The organism is Thalassospira sp. CA1 (assembly GCF_059052855.1).
Window position 1 is genome coordinate 105835 of the sequence record NZ_JBZCIA010000008.1, and the last position, 19388, is coordinate 125222.

At 55.9% G+C, this 19388-nt stretch carries 16 protein-coding genes; 9 read left to right on the plus strand and 7 right to left on the minus strand.

What is annotated here, in order from left to right; all coding sequences use genetic code 11:
- The first annotated feature begins 441 nt into the window (after positions 1 to 441).
- Both acs and AC5Q5A_RS14330 read left to right on the plus strand, forming a co-directional pair.
- A complete protein-coding gene (gene acs / locus AC5Q5A_RS14325; RefSeq protein ID WP_008889038.1) occupies positions 442 to 2385 on the plus strand; it encodes an acetate--CoA ligase in 1944 nt (647 codons plus the stop codon).
- Between the two features lie 216 nt (positions 2386 to 2601).
- The gene (locus AC5Q5A_RS14330) at positions 2602 to 3684 is read left to right on the plus strand and encodes a tartrate dehydrogenase (protein WP_493895692.1); all 1083 of its coding nucleotides are present in this window, start codon (positions 2602 to 2604) and stop codon (positions 3682 to 3684) included.
- Between the two features lie 52 nt (positions 3685 to 3736).
- Here the strand turns inward: AC5Q5A_RS14330 and AC5Q5A_RS14335 are convergent, their stop codons facing one another.
- A complete protein-coding gene (locus AC5Q5A_RS14335) occupies positions 3737 to 4672 on the minus strand; it encodes a LysR family transcriptional regulator (protein ID WP_493895693.1) in 936 nt (311 codons plus the stop codon).
- A gap of 102 nt (positions 4673 to 4774) precedes the next feature.
- Here AC5Q5A_RS14335 and AC5Q5A_RS14340 point away from each other — a divergent pair, with 102 nt between their 5' ends.
- Both AC5Q5A_RS14340 and AC5Q5A_RS14345 read left to right on the plus strand, forming a co-directional pair.
- Positions 4775 to 5095, plus strand: coding sequence for a nuclear transport factor 2 family protein (locus tag AC5Q5A_RS14340; protein WP_493895694.1), 321 nt, complete (start codon positions 4775 to 4777; stop codon positions 5093 to 5095).
- Complete coding sequence (locus AC5Q5A_RS14345) at positions 5095 to 5874, plus strand: SDR family oxidoreductase (protein WP_493895695.1); 780 nt, start codon at positions 5095 to 5097, stop codon at positions 5872 to 5874. Before AC5Q5A_RS14340 ends, AC5Q5A_RS14345 begins: the two co-directional genes overlap by 1 nt.
- 25 nt (positions 5875 to 5899) lie before the next feature.
- On the opposite strand, the gene AC5Q5A_RS14350 is transcribed toward AC5Q5A_RS14345, so the two are convergent.
- A complete protein-coding gene (locus AC5Q5A_RS14350; RefSeq protein WP_493895696.1) occupies positions 5900 to 6355 on the minus strand; it encodes a MarR family winged helix-turn-helix transcriptional regulator in 456 nt (151 codons plus the stop codon).
- A gap of 219 nt (positions 6356 to 6574) precedes the next feature.
- Between AC5Q5A_RS14350 and AC5Q5A_RS14355 the strand changes: the two genes are divergently transcribed.
- The 5 genes from AC5Q5A_RS14355 (at position 6575) to AC5Q5A_RS14375 (ending at position 13701) form a co-directional block, all read left to right on the plus strand.
- Positions 6575 to 7354 (plus strand): alpha/beta fold hydrolase, encoded by a 780-nt coding sequence (locus tag AC5Q5A_RS14355; protein ID WP_493895697.1) that lies wholly within the window; start codon positions 6575 to 6577, stop codon positions 7352 to 7354.
- Between the two features lie 286 nt (positions 7355 to 7640).
- Positions 7641 to 9806 carry a methyl-accepting chemotaxis protein gene (locus AC5Q5A_RS14360; RefSeq protein ID WP_493895698.1) on the plus strand — a complete coding sequence of 722 codons (2166 nt, stop codon included), beginning with the start codon at positions 7641 to 7643 and terminating at the stop codon, positions 9804 to 9806.
- A 314-nt stretch (positions 9807 to 10120) separates the two neighbouring features.
- On the plus strand, positions 10121 to 11611 hold the full coding sequence (locus AC5Q5A_RS14365) for a SulP family inorganic anion transporter (RefSeq protein ID WP_064780378.1): 1491 nt from the start codon (positions 10121 to 10123) through the stop codon (positions 11609 to 11611).
- A 25-nt stretch (positions 11612 to 11636) separates the two neighbouring features.
- On the plus strand, positions 11637 to 12491 hold the full coding sequence (locus AC5Q5A_RS14370) for a universal stress protein (RefSeq protein WP_493895699.1): 855 nt from the start codon (positions 11637 to 11639) through the stop codon (positions 12489 to 12491).
- Between the two features lie 202 nt (positions 12492 to 12693).
- Positions 12694 to 13701, plus strand: a complete 1008-nt coding sequence (locus AC5Q5A_RS14375; protein ID WP_493895700.1) for an alpha/beta hydrolase family protein — start codon at positions 12694 to 12696, stop codon at positions 13699 to 13701.
- Here the strand turns inward: AC5Q5A_RS14375 and AC5Q5A_RS14380 are convergent.
- The 5 genes from AC5Q5A_RS14380 to AC5Q5A_RS14400 form a co-directional block, all read right to left on the minus strand.
- On the minus strand, positions 13661 to 14794 hold the full coding sequence (locus AC5Q5A_RS14380) for a helix-turn-helix domain-containing protein (protein WP_493895701.1): 1134 nt from the start codon (positions 14792 to 14794) through the stop codon (positions 13661 to 13663). The two genes, AC5Q5A_RS14375 and AC5Q5A_RS14380, sit on opposite strands and share 41 nt — an antisense overlap.
- A 139-nt stretch (positions 14795 to 14933) precedes the next feature.
- Positions 14934 to 15530, minus strand: a complete 597-nt coding sequence (locus AC5Q5A_RS14385; RefSeq protein ID WP_338176802.1) for a hypothetical protein — start codon at positions 15528 to 15530, stop codon at positions 14934 to 14936.
- 400 nt (positions 15531 to 15930) lie between these two features.
- Positions 15931 to 16902 carry an Hsp33 family molecular chaperone HslO gene (gene hslO / locus AC5Q5A_RS14390; RefSeq protein WP_475351871.1) on the minus strand — a complete coding sequence of 324 codons (972 nt, stop codon included), beginning with the start codon at positions 16900 to 16902 and terminating at the stop codon, positions 15931 to 15933.
- A gap of 163 nt (positions 16903 to 17065) precedes the next feature.
- Entirely contained in the window at positions 17066 to 17983 is a 918-nt protein-coding gene (argF, locus tag AC5Q5A_RS14395) for an ornithine carbamoyltransferase (RefSeq protein ID WP_008889025.1), read from the minus strand.
- Between the two features lie 33 nt (positions 17984 to 18016).
- A complete protein-coding gene (locus tag AC5Q5A_RS14400; protein WP_008889024.1) occupies positions 18017 to 19174 on the minus strand; it encodes an aspartate aminotransferase family protein in 1158 nt (385 codons plus the stop codon).
- Positions 19175 to 19388: the final 214 nt, after the last annotated feature.

Here is a 19388-nt window from a genome sequence, read left to right on the forward strand (position 1 = left end):
TGGTCCCACATTCGCACACGGAAAAAATGTAATCGGCTTCACTGGCGAAGCCCAGAATTTCGGATATATTTCAATTGGATAAGGGAACAGAACCAAGGATCGGCCCCAGGGGCGGCCAATGACTATGACCATGCCGGCTGTTGCGGCAAACGTACACTCACCAACGCGCACCCGGCCAGGTCCGCCCCCGTCTTAAGTTGTATTCCCTCAATACTCTCTGCGCACTAGCATAGGGCGCAAGCGACAGGAGTAACTTTGCCGTGCCCGCCCCCTTTGAACGGGACCGCACACACACCGGACCGGGCAGCATGGCAAAGCAGGTTCTGAACCGCACCGAAATTACTGCATCGGACGGATGCCTTTTTCGAGCCCGTTGGAAAAGTCATCGAAAGCACCCCGGTGCCGACCTAGAGACCACAGGAAACGAACAAGAGGCCACATATGTCTGCGAACGTTTATCCCGTACCTGACGACATCGCGAAGGGCGCTTTGATCGACAAGGCAAAATACGACGCCATGTACAAGCAGTCGGTCGAAGACCCGGAAGGCTTCTGGGGCGAACACGGCAAACGCATTGACTGGATCAAACCCTATAAAACCGTCAAAAACGTCAGCTACGACGCCAAAGACCTCTATATCAAATGGTACGAGGACGGGACGCTCAACGTCGCGGCCAACTGCCTTGACCGTCACCTTGAAAAGCGCGGCGACCAGACCGCCATCATTTTCGAAGGTGATGATCCCAACGTCTCCGAACACATCACCTATCGCGATCTCTATGAGCGCACCTGCCGTTTCGCCAACGCACTGAAATCGATGGGCGTTGCCAAGGGTGATCGCGTTGTCATCTATCTGCCGATGATCCCCGAGGCCGCGGTTGCCATGCTGGCCTGCGCGCGTATCGGCGCAATCCATTCCATCGTCTTCGGCGGTTTCTCGCCCGAAGCATTGGCTGGTCGCGTTGAAGACTGCGGTGCGAAAGTCGTCATCACCTCGGACGAAGGTCTGCGTGGCGGTCGTTCAGTCCCGCTCAAACGCAACGCCGACGAAGCCCTGTCACACCCGGGCGTCAAATCGGTCGAGAAAATGGTCGTCGTCAAGCATACCGGCAAGGACGTTGCCTGGAACGATGCCCGCGACGTCTGGTATCACGAAGTTTGCGAAGCAGCCTCCACCGACTGCCCGCCGACCGAAGTCAATGCCGAAGACCCGCTGTTTGTTCTTTACACCTCGGGCTCGACCGGCAAGCCGAAGGGTGTTCTGCATACCTCGGGCGGTTACCTCGTCTACGCATCCATGACCCATGAATATGTCTTCGACTATCATGAAGGCGATATTTACTGGTGTACGGCCGATGTCGGCTGGGTCACCGGTCACAGCTATATCGTTTATGGTCCGCTGGCCAACGGTGCCACGACCCTGATGTTTGAAGGTGTTCCGAGCTATCCGGACGCATCGCGCTTCTGGCAGGTTTGCGAAAAGCACAAGGTCAACATCTTCTATACCGCACCGACCGCGATCCGAGCCCTGATGCGCGAAGGCGAAAGCTTCGTGAACAAGGCTGATCTGTCGTCGCTTCGCATCCTTGGTTCGGTGGGCGAGCCGATCAACCCGGAAGCCTGGGAATGGTATTACGAACATGTCGGCAAAAAGAATTGCCCGATTGTCGATACCTGGTGGCAGACCGAAACCGGCGGTATCCTGATTACGCCGCTGCCGGGTGCGACCGACCTGAAACCGGGTTCGGCGACGCTTCCGTTCTTTGGTGTCCAGCCGGCCTTGCTTGATAACGAAGGCAAGGAACTGACTGGCGCAACCGATGGCAACCTTGTCATCAAGGACAGCTGGCCGGGTCAGATGCGTACGGTCTATGGTGACCATGAACGCTTCATCCAGACCTATTTCAGCACGTTCAAAAACGTCTACACCACCGGTGACGGCGCACGTCGCGATGATGATGGCTATTACTGGATCACCGGCCGTGTTGATGACGTGATCAACGTATCGGGTCACCGTATGGGCACCGCCGAAGTTGAAAGCGCGCTGGTTGCCCATTCCAAGGTGGCCGAGGCCGCCGTGGTCGGCGTTCCGCACGACATCAAGGGACAGGGCATCTATGCCTATGTCACCCTTAATGCCGGCGAAGAACCGACCGACGAGCTGCGCGCCGAACTGGTCAAATGGGTCCGCAAGGAAATCGGCCCGATCGCAAGCCCGGACTTCATCCAGTGGTCGCCGGGTCTGCCGAAAACCCGTTCGGGCAAAATCATGCGCCGTATCCTGCGCAAGATTGCCGCCAACGAATATGATCAGCTTGGTGATACCTCGACCCTTGCTGATCCGGGTGTTGTTGATGACCTGATCGATAACCGCCAGAATCGTTAAGTCCTGAACCGCTAAGGCCAAAACTCCGGCGACCCATCGTCGCCAGATACCCTTACACGGAAAGGCCCCTGCCAATGGTGGGGGCCTTTCTTGTATCCGGGCTGCAACCCGGACTGTAATCCGGATCGCTTCCGGGGCTCGACGAAACGCCCTATCAACGCAATAATCCCCAAACTGAAAAGCCACCAAAAACACATATCAGCGGAGAACAGCACCGTGACACGCCCCACCCACAAAATCGCAGTCATCGCCGGCGACGGCATCGGAACCGAAGTCATGCCCGAAGGCATCCGCGTGCTTAAGGCCGCCGCCGAAGTGTTTGACCTCGATCTGGTGTTTAATGAATTCGAATTCGGCTCGTGCGACTACTATCAAAAGCACGGCCAAATGATGCCCGATGATTGGCGCGCACAGATCGAACCGCACGATGCCATTTTCTTTGGCGCGGTCGGCTGGCCGGATACAGTACCGGACCATATTTCGCTGTGGGGCTCGCTGATCATGTTCCGCCGCGACTTTGACCAGTATGTCAATTTGCGCCCGGCCAAACTGATGCCCGGCGTGCCATCGCCGCTCGCCGGTCGCAAACCGGGTGATATTGATTTCTATGTCGTGCGCGAAAATACCGAAGGCGAATATTCCTCGGTCGGGGGCAAGATGTATCCCGGCACGGACCGTGAAATCGTCATTCAGGAAACCGTAATGTCGCGCACCGGCATTGATCGCATCCTGAAATACGCGTTCGAACTGGCCCAGAAACGCCCGCGAAAACACGTAACCTCGGCCACCAAATCCAACGGCATTTCAATCACCATGCCATATTGGGATGAACGCGTGATCGAAATGGCGAAAAACTATCCCGACGTCACCTGGGACAAATACCATATCGATATTCTGACCGCCCAGTTTGTCATGAACCCGGACCGTTTTGACGTGGTGGTGGCCTCAAACCTGTTTGGCGATATCCTGTCCGACCTTGGCCCGGCCTGCACGGGCACAATCGGCATCGCGCCCTCGGGCAACATCAACCCGGAACGCAAATTCCCCTCCCTCTTCGAACCGGTCCACGGTTCCGCCCCCGATATTGCCGGCAAGGGCATCGCAAACCCCATCGGGCAGATCTGGTCAGGGGCAATGATGCTTGATCACTTGGGTCACACCGACGCCCATGACGCCATCATGCGCGCGATTGAGGCCGTCCTGCTCGATGAAAACCTGCGTACCGCCGACCTTGGCGGCAAGGCCAATACCGTCACTTGTGGCACCGCGATTGCCAAGGCGCTGCGCGACAACGCCTGACCGCCTTTTCAAAATGCAAGAAGATCAGAAGCACTCTGGCCAAAGGCCTTGGTCAGAGTGCAATTGGACTGACAGTCGGCTTATTTGACGCAGCGCCCCGCCCCAGTTCTCGGGCTAGCGCAACGAAGGCCTTGTGCCCGGCCGACAAATTTCGACGTCCGGGATAGTAAAGACACAGCTCGGAAAATGGCAGCGTCCAGTCTCCAAGCACGCGCACAAGGTGCCCTGCTTCGATGTCCGCAATAACATCACGCTCCATAAAACAGCCAACCCCAATACCTTCGAGAACCGCCGCACGCGCCAGACTTGCCTCGTCGAGTGTGATGGGCCCGTTCACGTCAATCTGAACCGCTTCACCGTCCTTTTCAAACCGCCATCTGAAAACCGATCCATCCGGCAGCCTAACCCGGATGCATTTATGGTTCAGAAGGTCCGGCGGGACCTTCGGCTTTTTACGATCCTTGAAATAGTCGGGGGATGCAACAATCGCATATTGCTGAACGCGACCAAGTGGCACCGCGATCATGTCACTGGGAATCAACCCCGAAACCCGCACCCCCAGATCGAAACCTTCCGCGACGATATCCACCAGTCGCCCCTCGGTCACCAGATCAACATGCATGTCCGGAAACCGGCGAAGATATTCGAATACAAGTGGTGAAATCACCTCACGCGCCGCAAAAGGGGCCGCATTGATCCTTATGGTCCCTGAAGGCGTTTCTCTTTGCGAGCGAACCACTTCCAATCCATCATGGATGCTCTGAAGCGAGGGACCGACCTGATCGACAAACAGCCTGCCTGCATCCGAGAGCGATACGCTTCGTGTGGTGCGGTTAAACAACCTGACACCCAGACCAGCCTCAAGCTTGCTGATTGCATGGCTCAAGGCTGTCGTCGAAACCCCCATATCAATAGCCGCACCGCGAAATGTGCCGCGCTTGGCAATTGCCATGACAGCTTCCAGATCGTTCAAGACGATACGTTCCATTGTCCCGATTTTTTCATCTCCACATCAATTATTGTCCGTATTGTTAGTACAATGAATCCGGATTATCTGTCGAGATATAAGTCACCCTAAGGAGTGAAAGCGATGGATATGATTGATGCTGTACAGGCATATTTCGATGCCGATCGAAACCAAGATCCTGACATTCTGACAAAAGTGTTTTGCTCGGATGCAATCGTTCACGACGAAGGCGAACGTCACGTTGGATCGACCGAAATCCAAAACTGGTGGCTGGCAGCGAAGGCAAAATACAACCATGTCGCCGAGCCTCTTGAGACAGAGACAAACGGTAACAAGGTCACGGTTCGCGCCAAGGTAAGTGGAAATTTCCCAAACAGCCCGGTGACGCTGAACTACGTGTTTCGCATCAAGGACGGAAAGATTGCCGAGATGGGGGTGAAATGATGTCAGATTTTCTTACCCTGAAAGGAAAGCGCGCCCTTGTTACCGGCGGGACAAAAGGTGCAGGCCTAGCAACATTCAAGCTATTGCGCGAACTGGGTGCAACCGTTCTGACCACAGCGCGAACCCGTCCGGAGACGTTTGCTGACGATCATTTTATCGCAGCGGACCTGACCACCGACGACGGTTGCCTGTCAGTGGCAGAGGCAACTAAACAGCGCCTTGGCGGTGTGGATATTATCGTCCACATGCTTGGCGGTTCATCCTCACCTGCTGGTGGATTTGGTGTGCTGTCTGATGATCATTGGCATCAGGAACTTAACTTGAACCTGTTTCCCGCCGTTCGACTTGATCGGCATTTGATCCCTGACATGATCACCCTGGGACAAGGCGTCGTCATTCACGTGACCTCAATCCAACGCGAGCTCCCACTGCCAGACTCAACGACTGCCTACGCCGCCGCGAAGGCTGCTTTGTCGACCTATAGCAAGGCGCTTTCAAAAGAAGTCTCTCCCAAAGGTGTTCGCGTCTTGCGCGTCTCACCGGGCTGGATAGAAACAGAAGCCGCCATGCACTTGGCAGAACGCCTGGCCGAACAAGCAGGCACCGACTATGACGGTGGCAAAAAGATCATCATGGATGCGCTTGGCGGCATCCCACTGGGTCGCCCGGCAAAACCCGAAGAAGTCGCCAACCTGATTGCATTTTTGGCATCTGATCGCGCCGGTGCCATAACCGGTACGGAATATGTCATTGATGGCGGCACGGTTCCGACGGTTTGAAGACCATGCGATCAAAACGTCCCGGTTACCAGTCCACACCGTTCTGGTAGATCAGATCGCGGAGTTGCTTTGTCTTGCTGTTCAGATCCGCAAGCTCATTCTGGCTCTGACCAGAGGCCTGTAACAGCGCAGCACCAAGGCAACCTGCTTGATCACGAAGCGCCAATCCGGCAGGTGTTAGCGTAATCAGAACCTGTCGTTCGTTATCCGGGTTTCTTTCCCGCCGGACCATACCGGAACTCTCAAGACGCTTTAACAAGGGTGTCAGCGTGCTTGATTCCAATGCCAGTCGATCAGCGATTTGGCCGACGCTCTGGGTGTTTTGCTGCCAGAGGATATTCAGAACCAGATATTGCGGATAGGTCAGGCCAAGTTTGTTCAACAACGGCTTATAGAGCCGTTGGATCGCAATCCCTGCGGAATAGATCGCAAAGCATAGTTGATCTTCGAGGGGCACGGGAATGTTGGATTCTTCCGACAAAAGAGACTCCTTTCTGGCACCTGATCTCTAGGTTTATTCACGATAATATATATCGCGATAATTATTTTCTGGACAAGAGAATTAATCCAACTTAATAGTTATCGAAATAACATTTATCGCGATAACTATTAAGCATCCCAAGCCCGTCGCAAAGCGACATCCAACACTGCGCTGCTTTCGACATTCAAGAACTACACTGACCAGAAAAGGATTACGGAAATGAAGACCAAGATATTGAACATCACCGCTGCCATCGCATTGTCCTTGGTATCCGCAACATCTGCGCAGGCAGACGACAAGACCGCAGACGGCAACAGCATTCGCAATGTCGTGCTCGTTCACGGGGCATTCGCCGATGGAAGCGGCTGGCGCGGCGTTTACAATGATCTGACGGCGCGCGGGTACAACGTAACCATCGTACAGAACCCGCTTACGTCTTTGGCCGACGACGTTGCCGCAACAAAACGCGCCCTTGATCGTCAGGATGGACCGACTGTTCTCGTCGGGCATTCGTGGGGCGGAACCGTCATCACCGAAGCAGGCACAGACCCCAAAGTTGCCGCACTCGTTTACGTCGCGGCCCTCGCGCCGGATGCTGGTGAAACAACAGGCCAGCTCTATGAAGGCTATACAACGCCGCCGGAATTCGTTCTGGACATTCACACCGACGGTTATGCGTTTGTTGAGCCCGAAAAGTTCAAACAGGGCTTTGCAAATGACGTCAGCGATGCGGATGCCGCCTTCATGCGGGACTCACAGGTTCCAATCAACCTCAAGGCATTTGAAACCAAGCTTCAAAACGCTGCCTGGAGAACAAAACCGAGCTGGGCTGTCTATGGAACCGAGGACAAGGCATTCGATCCCGAAATGCTGGCCGCGATGGCCGAACGGATCAACGCCAAGGTCACCAAGGTTTCCACCAGCCATTCTATTTTCATGACCCAGCCGAAAGTGGTCGCCGACACAATTGACCAAGCTGCCAAAGCAGCAAACCAATAACATTTGGTCTATCCCGTGCAGGAGCAGGTAAGATTCCCTCACTTACCTGCTCCGACGGCTTTACATTCTGGCTGTTTGAGCAGCCAAACCACCACTTCTCATTTCTCCGCACCCGCAGATTTCCCCGATAAAATCACTCGTAATTGCAAAGGTCACCGAGTTTTCGCAGGCCTTTTTGCTTTAACCCGACTCACATCCTGGACACATCTATGTGAATTCGCCGGATCGGATTTTTGCTTTACTGAGTATTTGAACACTCATTCCAGAAATCGGTCAGGAGGGTCTGGTGTCGTTCCTTGCCTCTATGTCTTTGCGGCGCGTCATCCCGACGACAATCGCCATTTTGGCAATCGTCGCTGCTGCCACCACGGCCCTTTCAAGTTATCTGATTGCGCGCGATGCGCTGAACATGGGTGCCACCGAAAAGCTCTCCGCCGTTGTGAGTGCGCGGCAAAGCGAACTGGATGGCTATTTCCGATCCATCGAGCAGGATCTGGTGTTGCAGTCTTCAAGCCCTGCCCTACGCCAATCAATTACTATTTTTGATTTTGCGTGGTCCGATCTGGGCAGCAGTGCAATGGCAACTTTGCATGATCTTTACATCAAACAAAATCCACATAACGCCTCTGAACGAGACATGCTCGACAAGGCGGCGGATGGCTCTACATATTCCGACATCCACAAACAGTATCACCCGTGGCTTCGCCAATTGCGGCGCGAACGTTCCTATGGCGATATCTATCTGATCGCAACACAGGGCAGTGTCCTTTACAGTGTCTCGAAAACTGACGATTTCTCAATCGACCTTAGCCAGGATGCCTATGCATCGACCGGTTTGGGGCGGGCCTTTGCCGCTGCCAGCAATGCAGAGCCGGGAACCGTCAGTTTCATCGATTTCAGCCAATATACCCTTGCCGATGGTCAGCCTTCTGCCTTTATGGCAGCCCCCGTCTATGACGAAGCGGGCAGCAACCTGATCGGCGTTATGGCCGTTCGCATTCCGGTAGACCGCATCAACAATACATTGCAGGGCGCACAAGGCCTTGGGGAAACGGGCGATACGTATCTTGTCGGTGCAGATGGATTGATGCGCAACGACACCCGCCTGATGAGCGAACCAACCAGCCTTCGGCGCGAAATCCGCGCAGCCCCGGTTGACCGCGCCCTTACTGGTGAAACAGGCACCATGACGGTTGATGATTTCGGCGGGACAGAGGTGGTCTCGGCCTATACCCCGCTGGAAATCCTCGGCTCCCGGCTGGCACTTGTTGCAACAGTTTCCGCCGATGAAGTTTTCGCACCGACGATCAACATGCGTAATGCTTCCTTGCTGATCCTTGTCATTGTCGCGGCCATTGCCACCATTGTCGGCTGGTCTTTGGGTCGGGGCATCACGCGCCCGCTGACCCATGCAGTTAGCATGATGGAACAGCTCGCCGCGGGGAAACTCGACGCCGAAATCCCCCCGACCAAAGGCAACAATGCCATTGCGCGCATCATGCAGGCCTTGGCCAATTTCAAACAAAGCTTGCTGGAAAATGATCGCCTGACCCGTCAGCGCGAAGAGGAAAACCGCGAAAAACTTGAACGTGCCACCGCCGTTGCAAATGCGGTCGATACTTTCCGCACCCGTGCGGACAATGTTGTTCAGGCGCTGTGCCATGCATCGGAATCGATGGGCAATACGGCCAATGTCATGTCCGGTGCGGTCTCGGACACAACCCACCTTGCAAGCGGTGTCGTGACTATTGTCGAACGTGCTTCTGACAACATCAATTCCGTCGCCAGTGCCGCCACCCAACTGTCATCCTCGGTCGCGGAAATCGGCGATCATGTTCGCACCTCAAGCACGATTGCCCAAGGTGCCGTCACCCGGACAGAACACAGCAACCGTCTGGTGCAAAGCCTTTCGGAAAGTACGGTTAAAATCGGCGAAGTCATTACGCTGATCAGTGACATCGCATCCCAGACCAACCTTCTGGCCCTCAACGCAACGATTGAGGCCGCCCGTGCGGGCGAAGCCGGCAAAGGCTTTGCCGTGGTCGCCAACGAAGTCAAAAACCTTGCAGCCCAAACCAGTCGCGCAACCGGCGAAATCAGCGAGCAGATCCTGGCCATTCAGGAAGCAACGCAGGAATCCGTCACCGCCATGCGCGACATTTCCGAGGTCATTGATGAAATCAACTCGATCTCGAACACAGTGGCTCAGGCTGTCACCCAGCAGGGTGAAGCCACCAGCAATATCGCGCTTCGCGCCCGCGACACCGCACAGGGCACACGCGAAGTCCTCGACAGCATCAATGGTGTTCAAAGTGCTGCCTGCAAAAGTGAAAACGCAACCCGCGATGTAACCAACGCAGCAGATGAGCTTTCCGTTCAGGCGGCAAATCTGCGCAGCGAGATCGACCTGTTCCTCGCAGCGATCCAGATCGACGAGCGCGCCACCGGCTAGCAACATCGGCAAAAGTTTTGTGGCCTCCGCCAAACTGCGCCTGCCGGGACTTCAGTGCCCGGCAGTTTTTTTATCCGTCCGGCGCTTGCCAAAATGCCTTGGCAAATCCGTGTCACGGTTGTGCCAATCTTTAAATTGGTATAGGTACAGCCTGCTGCGACGCAGCAACGAACGGGATGGTCTTGGGGAGACCTGTCGCTGAATTTCCGGCTGACGGATCATGAAGACCGCCTGATGACATTCCAGCCCGCGGGACAATTGATTGCCAGATCTGGCAATTGCGCGGTCGGGCTTGACCGAGACGGAGATTTTCTGTGAATAGCGATTTTCTGCCGCGTTTGCGGGCTGAATGGCTTGGCAACATTCGCGCCGATGTGCTTTCGGGCCTTGTCGTTGCGCTGGCCCTGATCCCAGAGGCGATTGCCTTTTCCATAATTGCCGGTGTTGACCCGAAGGTCGGGCTTTATGCCTCCTTCTCGATTGCCGTGATCACCGCCATCTTTGGCGGCCGTCCGGGCATGATTTCGGCGGCCACCGCAGCCACCGCCGTTCTGATGGGATCGCTTGTTCGTGAACACGGGCTGGATTACCTGCTGGCCGCGACCGTTCTGGCCGGTGTCATTCAAATGCTGGCCGGTGCGCTTCGTCTGGGGTCGCTGATGCGCTTTGTCTCCAAGTCGGTCATGACCGGCTTTGTCAACGCACTCGCTATCCTGATCTTCATGGCCCAGCTGCCTGAACTGACCAATGTCAGCCCCATGACCTATGTGATGGTCGCAGGCGGCCTAGCCATCATCTATCTGTTCCCGCGCATCACCAAGGTCATCCCCTCGCCGCTGATTTGCATCATCGTTCTGACCGGCTTGTCGTTCTTTATCGATGCCGATCTGCGCACCGTGGGCGATATGGGTGCTCTGCCCGATGCCTTCCCGGCGATCTATTTCCCGGATGTGCCGCTGAACCTTGATACCTTCCTGATCATCCTGCCTTATTCGGCGGCGGTCGCGGCGGTCGGTCTTCTGGAAAGTCTGATGACGGCCCAGATCGTTGATGATCTGACCGACACCACATCGAACCGCACGCGCGAATGCTACGGCCAGGGGATTGCCAACTTCTTTACCGGCTTTATCGGCGGTATGGCCGGTTGTGCGATGATTGGCCAGTCGGTGATCAACGTCAAATCGGGTGGCCGTTGCCGCCTGTCGACCTTCCTTGCCGGTATCTTCCTCCTGATCCTGATTGTGGTTCTGGGCGATCTGGTGGCGATCATTCCGATGGCCGCCCTTGTCGCGATCATGATCATGGTGTCGATCGGGACATTCAGCTGGTCCTCGATCAAGGACCTCAAGGATCATCCGCGCAGCTCCTCCATCGTCATGCTGGCCACCGTGATTACGGTTGTGGGTTCGCACAACCTGGCCATCGGTGTTCTGGTCGGTGTATTGCTTTCGGGTATTTTCTTTGCCTGGAAGATCGCGCAGATTTTCCGTGTTACCAGCACGCTTTCGCCTGACAGCACGCACCGCACCTATGAAGTGCGCGGCCAGATCTTCTTTGCCTCGGTCGAAGACTTCACCAAGGCGTTTGATTTCCGCGAAGCGCTCGACAAGGTCACGATTGATGTCAGCCACGCGCATATCTGGGACATTTCAAGTGTTGCAGCCCTTGATATGGTCGTGCTCAAATTCCGCCGTGAAGGGGCCGAAGTCGAGTTGATCGGTCTCAATGAAGCCAGCGAGACAATCGTCGATAAACTGGCCATCCACGACAAGCCCGGCGCGCTTGAACGCCTGATGGGCCACTAGGGAAACTGGGAAAGGAAGACGATCCATGACACATCTGATCGCACTGATCGATGGATCAGGCTATTCGCAAAGTGTATGCGACCTGACCCGCTGGGTGGCAGAACGCACCGACGCATCGGTCGAACTGATGCACGTGCTGGGCCGGCGCAACACCGATTCCGAACCGGCTGATCTTAGTGGCAGCCTCAAACTCGGTGCCCGTTCGGCGCTGCTCAAGGAGCTGGCCGATCTGGACGAGCAGAAAAACAAGCTCGAACTCAAGCGCGGTCGCTTGCTGCTTGAAGAAGCCAAAACCGGGCTTGAGGAAAAGGGTGTCGCCACCGTGACCACCAAGCTGCGCCATGGCGATCTGATCGAAACCATTGCCGAGTTCGAAGGTGATGCCGATCTGATCCTGGTCGGCAAACGCGGTGAGGCCGCCGATTTTGCCAAGCTGCATCTGGGCTCCAACCTTGAACGGGTTGTGCGCGCCGCCAAGAAACCGGTGCTTGTCGCGTCACGTGCGTTCAAGCCGATCAACAAATTCCTGATTGCCTTTGACGGCGGTGAAAGTGCAATGAAGGCCGTGCGCCACATTGCATCGGGCAAACTGTTTACCGGTCTGCCCTGCACATTGCTTTCGGTTGGCAAACCCAATGACACCTTGCAGGAAAAGCTTGATGACGCGGCAACCATCCTGCGCAAGGCGGGCTACGAGGTTGATGCAGGCTTTGCTTCGGGCGAACCCGAAGACGTGATCAAGGACAAGATCGAAGCGGAAAATATCGATCTTCTGGTCATGGGCGCCTATGGCCATTCGCGTATCCGCAACCTGATCATTGGCAGCACCACCACCGAAATGGTCCGCTCCTGCCATGTGCCGGTGATGATGTTCCGCTAGCACCATATTGATCCGCGATCAAAGACCAAGCCCCGGCCAACAGACCGGGGCTTTTTTTTGTGCCTGAAAGGTCCTTGATCGCGATCAAGGACGCCAACAGCCCCCCGACCGGTAAAACTCTTCGCACCCTTTCATTTGGTTCGAAGGATCAAGCATGTTGCGTTTTACCCTCACCACGCTGGCCATCTTGGCGGCTTTTGTCATGTCCACCCCATCTCACGGCGCGCCCTATGCCGTTGGTTTCATGGAAACCACCATCGCCGCAAGCGATGGGAACCGCGCATTGGTTGGTGCAATCTGGTATCCGACCAGCGACACAAACCCAGCCGTACCTGTTGGCGAAAATCCGGTCTTTTTCGGTCAGATGGTGCAGCCTGATGCCGAAATTCAGGGCGGACGCCATCCCCTGGTCGTGATGTCTCACGGGTTTGGTGGCAACTGGCGCAATCAGGGATGGCTTGCCACGGCACTCGCCCGGGCGGGTTATGTGGTCGCCGCGATCAATCACCCCGGCACCACCAGCCGCGATGTCACCGCCGAAGTCGGATCGGCTTTGTGGCTCCGTCCACGCGATATCAGCCACGTGATCACATCGCTGATCGATAATCCCACATGGAAACCCTCCATCGATCCGACCAACATCACGGTAATTGGTCATTCACTGGGCGGATGGACGGTGCTGGAGCTCGCCGGGGCGCGAATGGACATGGATCGGATGGATATGGAATGCCAAGCGCATCCTGAATTCGCCGCCTGTGATGGCCTCGCGGAACTTGAGGTTGGCCGCACAATGGAAGATCGCGAAAAGCTGGCCGCCGACCTTAAAGACCAACGGATCCGTGGCGCCATCTCGCTTGATCTTGGTCTTGCCCGTGGTTTTACCCCGGAAAGTCTGGCGGCCATCGACATCCCGGTTCTGGTCATTGCCGCCGGTGCGCCCAACCCCAAAATCCCCAAGGGCCTTGAATCAGGTTACCTGATCGAACATTTGCCGGCCGATTTAACCCGTTACCATGATCTGCCCGGTGCGGCGCATTTCAGCTTCCTGCCAGAATGCAAACCAAATGCCGCGATGCTGCTTGAACAGGACGTCCCGGGTGATGGCATTATCTGTCTGGATGGCGATGACGCAACGGATCGATCAGACCTGCATCGACAGACCATCGCCCTTATTCTCGACTTTCTGCGCTCTCTGAAAACAGCTTCCTGATTGGACCGAACGGTTGATCGGCGGGTAATTGATCAGGATTTGGGTCCGCGTCGCGATAAGCCCGCGGACCCATCCCGGTCACCCGGCCAAATTCGCGGTTAAAGTTCGATTTGGTCTGAAACCCGCAGTCAAACATGATTTCGGTCACCGGCTTTTCGGTCGTTCGCAGCAGCATCTGTGCCTCTGCCACGCGGTACTCATTGACGACCTGTGACACATTGCGCCCGAACCGGCGGTTAATCGCCCCGGAAATCTGCCGTGCCGGGATCACCACACGACGCGCCAACCGATCAAGTGTCAGATCAGGATCGCGATACAGGTGTTGCGCGTGCATGACCTCATCGATTGCGGCAAGGATGGCATCATCCGCGGCGATATCGTTGTTGTCTTGCGGGTCGTCTTTGTGCTGCGCAAGTACGGGTTCGGTCACGCTATCAGTCAGCTTCGTGGTCTGCGGACTAAGTCGCTCCAACCGGACCATCAGCAACGCCAACACCACCAGAACAACCAGCTGCGCAGAGCCGACGATTGTTGCGACGTTTGTGCCCTGGGTGATGCTGAAATCAAGGGCGATCAACCCGTCAACAAGCCCTGAGAAAATCAGCGCCCCGCCAACCACGGCAACAATGCCCCGAACCGATCCGACATCGCCCAGCCGTGCCTGGGCAAAACGGTCTTCGCCGCGGCTGGCCAAAATCATCAGCGCCATACCATATCCGGTAAATTGTACCGCAATCAGGAAATCAACCTGGATATGCCATTTCCGCCAGGTCAGACTGGCGATGAAAATCGCCAAAACCGGGATAACATGCAGCCACCGCGATCTGGTTTGCGACCGATCCTCAGAACCGAGTGCGGCGAAGCACATCCAGGCGATGGGCGGCAACATCGCGGCAAACAACGGGCGCAAGAAACGGAAAACCAGCAGATCAAATTGCCAGCGCAGCCCGACCATGATTACCAGTGCAAGACTGGCGGCAACGAAGATCCGCATGCTCCGCCCGACCTGCCCGGCTGGCCCGCGCAGGGTCAGGCGCACCAGCAAAATCGCCAGCAACAAGGCAACAACAAAGGGCAACGGGATTTCAAACATAAGGCTTGGCACAATCTGGCAATAGGCAATCGTAACCTGATGTTTGTCCCGCGTGTCGCAGGTACGCGCAACAAAAAAGGCCGCGATGACAGATCACCGCGGCCTTTGGGTTTTGTTTAAATCCCAAACGGGACGTCGATCACCGCAGCAGGAAACGGCCCAGATTGTTGTTGATCTGGCGTTCCATTTCGCGATCAAGATCCATCAAAAGGGCCGTGGTGGCGTCATAGACCGCCTGTTCGCGTTCGGCGACCGACATCGATTCCGAAAGCGTGCGTGACCGTTCCGCCATTGCCGTTACCTCACCCTTCTGCATGCCATTGGGGTCGAGCAGCTCAAGCTTGGCCGCGACCTTAAGATCGATCTTGTCGGACTGATCGTCGGTAAAGACACCCTTGATGCCCTTGGTGGTTTTAAGCGTGTTCGAGGTCACCGAGGCCTCGGTCACGCTATAACGCAGCATGTCATTGGTGCCGGCCGTCTGGATGCGGTCATCGGGCCAGTTCATCGCCATACGGCCCAGATTGAACGGCAGGGACGACTGGATCGATCCGTCCTCATTGTCCGACCAGGCCGCAACCTTTTCAATCGGACCAGCCGCAAAGACAATCGGATCAAGATGGCGCCATGTCACATCGGGATAGGTCGCAACCGGGCCGCTTGTGCAAGCCGCCATCAGCGCAAGTGCCGCCCCGGCAACAACGGCGCGCAGGCCCTTGATGGACATAACCGTCATGTCTTCGATCTCCTTTGATCAATCACACAGATAAAAAAACAACGCCACCATGGCGTACAAATTCTTAGGGTCGAGACGCGTTCACTTCACTGCCCGGTCACCCGGATTTGTGCGGATATGCGGAGCAAAATCGCAGGAAGATCCATATCTTTCAAGATTTTGCGACAAAATAGCCCGTGCAAATCCGGGTGACCCGAAGGGCAACTGATCTGAGAGAAAGCCTCTGTGTCAAAGCCCTTGACCGGGGATCACCCCGCTCTGCGGGCTTTTCCTAGTTTTTTCTCTCATATCAGTTGCCGGGTCAGCGATGTGAACGCGTCTCGACCCTAGGGTGACGTTGCTTGATGATTAAGGCAAGGCTGTGACGAACAATTAAGCCCCGAAGCCCCTGAAGCCGCTACTAGATTTTCGGCGATGCCGCTTCGGGATCATCCGCCTTGAGCTGGCGCAGCTCGGCTTCGTTAAAGCCATAACGCGTGTTGCAGAACTGGCAGGATACACCAACCTCGCCGGTATCGGCTTCGCGCATCGAGAGCAGCTCCTCAAGCGGATAGGTCACAAGCGCACCTTCGATCTTCTCGCGCGAACAACGGCATTTGAACTGAAGCTGGGTCTGTTCAAACACACGCGGTTCCTCGTCATGGAACAGGCGCCAGATAAGGTCATGGGCCGAAAGCGAGATATCAACCAGCTCGTTCTCGGTCGCACTCGCCATCAGGATGGTCGATCTGTTCCAGTCTTCAGATACCTTTTCGGCCTCTTCCGGGGTGCTCGCATCGCCCGATGCGCTGACCGGCATTTTTTGCAGGAACAGCCCACCGACCCACCAGTCATCTGCGGTCTCGCCGCGATGCACTTCAAGCTTGAACGATGTTTCAAGCTGTTCGGACTGGCGGAAATAGGCTTCTGCACATTGCGCCAGCGTCTCGCCCTCAAGCGATACAATCCCCTGATAGCGCTCATGCTCGTCGCCCTGATCGACCGTAAAGGCAATATGCCCACGTCCCATCAGTTTAAGAACCTGACCGCGCAGGGCATCCTCGCCGCCTTCTTCGGCTGCGATCATGGCTTTGAGGCGTTCTTCATCGACCCGAAGGCAGGCGCGCACATTGCCATCGCTATCGACATCGACCACCAGCATGCTGATCGGCCCGTCAGAGCTGGTCTGAAGGGTAAACAGGCCTTCATATTTCAGCGAGGACGACAACAGCACGGCAAGGCCGATGATCTCGGACAGCAGATGGTTGGCAAGCGCAGGATAGGTGTGCTGCCCGATGATGGTCTGCACCGTCGGGCCCAGGCGCGTGAAGCGGCCACGGATGTTGGAATGATCCAGCGTAAAGGGCTGGCAAAAATCGACAGCAATCTGCATTTTCAGCTTCCGCGTTTTTACGTGTTGCGGGGCGTATAACAACTGCACCCCCGCATTGTCGAGGTGCATAAGGCAAACACCTGACAGCATAGCAAAGGGCGGCCAATGCCGCCCTTCAAATTCGATATGGCTTATTTAGGGGCCATAACCCGGATGGCAAGCCTTACGACGGCAAACCATTCAGGCAATAAAGCAAAACACCCTTTTGCGCATGCAGGCGGTTTTCCGCCTCGTCAAACACAACCGACTGTGGCCCGTCAATCACCGCGTCGGTGACTTCTTCGTTCCGATGGGCTGGCAGACAATGCAAGAAGATCGCATCATCCTTGGCCTGTGCCATGGTGGTTTCATTGATCTGATAGGGCGAAAGGGCTTCCATCCGGGCGTCGTAATCTTCATCGCCCATCGAGACCCAGCAATCGGTGACCACCACATCGGCACCGGCCAGCGCACTGTCCATATCGGTCAGGCGCACTTTGCCGCCTTCGGCATTGGCGGTTTCAATCAGACCCTGATTGGGGCGATAGCCCGCCGGGCACGCCATATCCAACGCAAAGCCGAATTTCGGCGATGCATGAATGAACGATGCCGAAACGTTATTGCCATCGCCAACCCAGGCAAACTTGAGGCCTTCAAGCTTGCCCTTGTGTTCCTTGACGGTCATCAGATCGGCCATGATCTGGCACGGGTGGCTTTGATCGGTCAGGCCATTGATCACCGGCACGGTGGCATATTGCGCCAGCTCATGCAGTTTGGATTCATCGGTCGTTCGGATCATGATCGCATCGACAAAGCGCGACAGAACGCGCGCGGTATCGGCAATGGTTTCCCCACGGCCAAGCTGGCTGCTATCGGCATCAAGGGTCACCACGTCGCCGCCAAGCTGGCGCATGCCAACTTCAAACGACACGCGCGTACGGGTCGACGGCTTTTCAAAAATCAAGGCCAAGGTCTTGCCCGCAAGCGGTTTTACCCCGAACGGGGCCTTCCCAGCCTTCTCGGAGTCGCCAAGGGCCAGAATATCCTTAAGCTCGCTTGCCGACATTTTGTCGAGATCGAGAAAATGGCGAATATCAGTCATAGTCAAATTTCCTTCCGCGCCCTTATTTGCGCATTATTTACCAAGGGCGGCAGCGGCTGCGTCAATGGCAACCAGCGCTTCGTCAACATGGGTTTTGGTGATGTTAAGCGGCGGAATGATACGCACCACATTGTCGCCTGCCGGCACGGTCAAAAGATTGAACTCGCGCAGTTTGGCAACAACATCAACATTGGCCGGTTTGGTTTTCATCCCCAACAGCAGGCCCATGCCACGCACTTCTTCGATAAAGCCCGGATGCTTGCGTGCAATCACCTCAAGGCCATCAACAATCAGGCGGCTCATTTCCAGAACATGATCCATGAAACCGGGTTTCAGGACCTCATCCAGCACCGCATTGGCAGCCGCCGTTGCAAGCTGGTTACCACCAAAGGTCGTGCCATGCATGCCGGGCGTAAAAGCAGCGGCTGCCTTTTCATTGGCAAGCAACGCCCCGATCGGGAAGCCACCGCCAAGCCCCTTGGCCGAGGAAATGATATCCGGCTCCATGTCCGACCATTGATAGGCAAACAGTTTGCCGGTTCGGCCAATGCCGGTCTGAACCTCGTCAAACATCACCAGCATGCCGAATTCATCGGCCGCCTTGCGCACACCCTCAAGATAGCCTTCCGGCGCACGGCAAATGCCGCCTTCGCCCTGGATCGGCTCAAGGATGATACCGCCTGTATTGGGCGTAATCGCGTTGCGCAGTTCGTTCAGGTTGCCAAACGCCACCCGGTCAAAGCCATCAGGCATCGGACCGAAACCTTCGCGGTATTTCTCGCTATAGCCGGCTGTCAGGGTGCCAAGGGTCCTTCCATGAAACGCATTGGTCGCAACCAGAATGCGGTTCTTTTCAGGATGGCCCGACACATACTGATAGCGACGCAGCATCTTGATGCCAGCTTCATTCGCCTCGGCACCGGAGTTACAGAAAAACACCGTATCGGCAAAGCTGTTCTCAATCAGCCGCTTGGCCAGCTTTTCCTGACCCGGCATCTGATACAGGTTCGAGGTATGCCAAAGCTTGCCAACCTGTTCGGTCAGTTTCGCCACCAGATGCGGGTGCGAATGACCGAGCGTATTGACCGCGATCCCCGACCCGAAATCAAGGAATCGTCGGCCGTCCTGCGCATAGAGATAAGGTCCTTCACCTTTCTCAAAGGCCAGATTGGCCCGCGCGTAGGTCGGCATGACGGGAGTAATCACTTTCTTATTCCTCAATTCGGGTAAAATTCACATTCCTGACCGATTGGTCAAGCTCCAGCGGACTGCTGGGAAGCCGAGGAGTATCAAGAGATTCACCGACCCTGTCAACGCCGCAAAAGCACGTACGACACTGATTTAAAAATGGTCATCAAAATGAAAAAGGACGGCATCCGCATCAGAATACCGTCCTTTGTGATTT

Coding starts and splice junctions, on each gene's coding strand:
- AC5Q5A_RS14335 (WP_493895693.1), bottom strand. CDS start 4,672: ATGGAACGTATCGTCTTGAACGATCTGGAAGCTGTCATGGCAATTGCC.
- argF (WP_008889025.1), bottom strand. CDS start 17,983: ATGACTGATATTCGCCATTTTCTCGATCTCGACAAAATGTCGGCAAGC.
- AC5Q5A_RS14370 (WP_493895699.1), top strand. CDS start 11,637: ATGACACATCTGATCGCACTGATCGATGGATCAGGCTATTCGCAAAGT.
- AC5Q5A_RS14385 (WP_338176802.1), bottom strand. CDS start 15,530: ATGACGGTTATGTCCATCAAGGGCCTGCGCGCCGTTGTTGCCGGGGCG.
- AC5Q5A_RS14380 (WP_493895701.1), bottom strand. CDS start 14,794: ATGTTTGAAATCCCGTTGCCCTTTGTTGTTGCCTTGTTGCTGGCGATT.
- acs (WP_008889038.1), top strand. CDS start 442: ATGTCTGCGAACGTTTATCCCGTACCTGACGACATCGCGAAGGGCGCT.
- AC5Q5A_RS14355 (WP_493895697.1), top strand. CDS start 6,575: ATGAAGACCAAGATATTGAACATCACCGCTGCCATCGCATTGTCCTTG.
- AC5Q5A_RS14400 (WP_008889024.1), bottom strand. CDS start 19,174: ATGCCGACCTACGCGCGGGCCAATCTGGCCTTTGAGAAAGGTGAAGGA.
- AC5Q5A_RS14375 (WP_493895700.1), top strand. CDS start 12,694: ATGTCCACCCCATCTCACGGCGCGCCCTATGCCGTTGGTTTCATGGAA.
- hslO (WP_475351871.1), bottom strand. CDS start 16,902: ATGCAGATTGCTGTCGATTTTTGCCAGCCCTTTACGCTGGATCATTCC.
- AC5Q5A_RS14340 (WP_493895694.1), top strand. CDS start 4,775: ATGGATATGATTGATGCTGTACAGGCATATTTCGATGCCGATCGAAAC.
- AC5Q5A_RS14345 (WP_493895695.1), top strand. CDS start 5,095: ATGTCAGATTTTCTTACCCTGAAAGGAAAGCGCGCCCTTGTTACCGGC.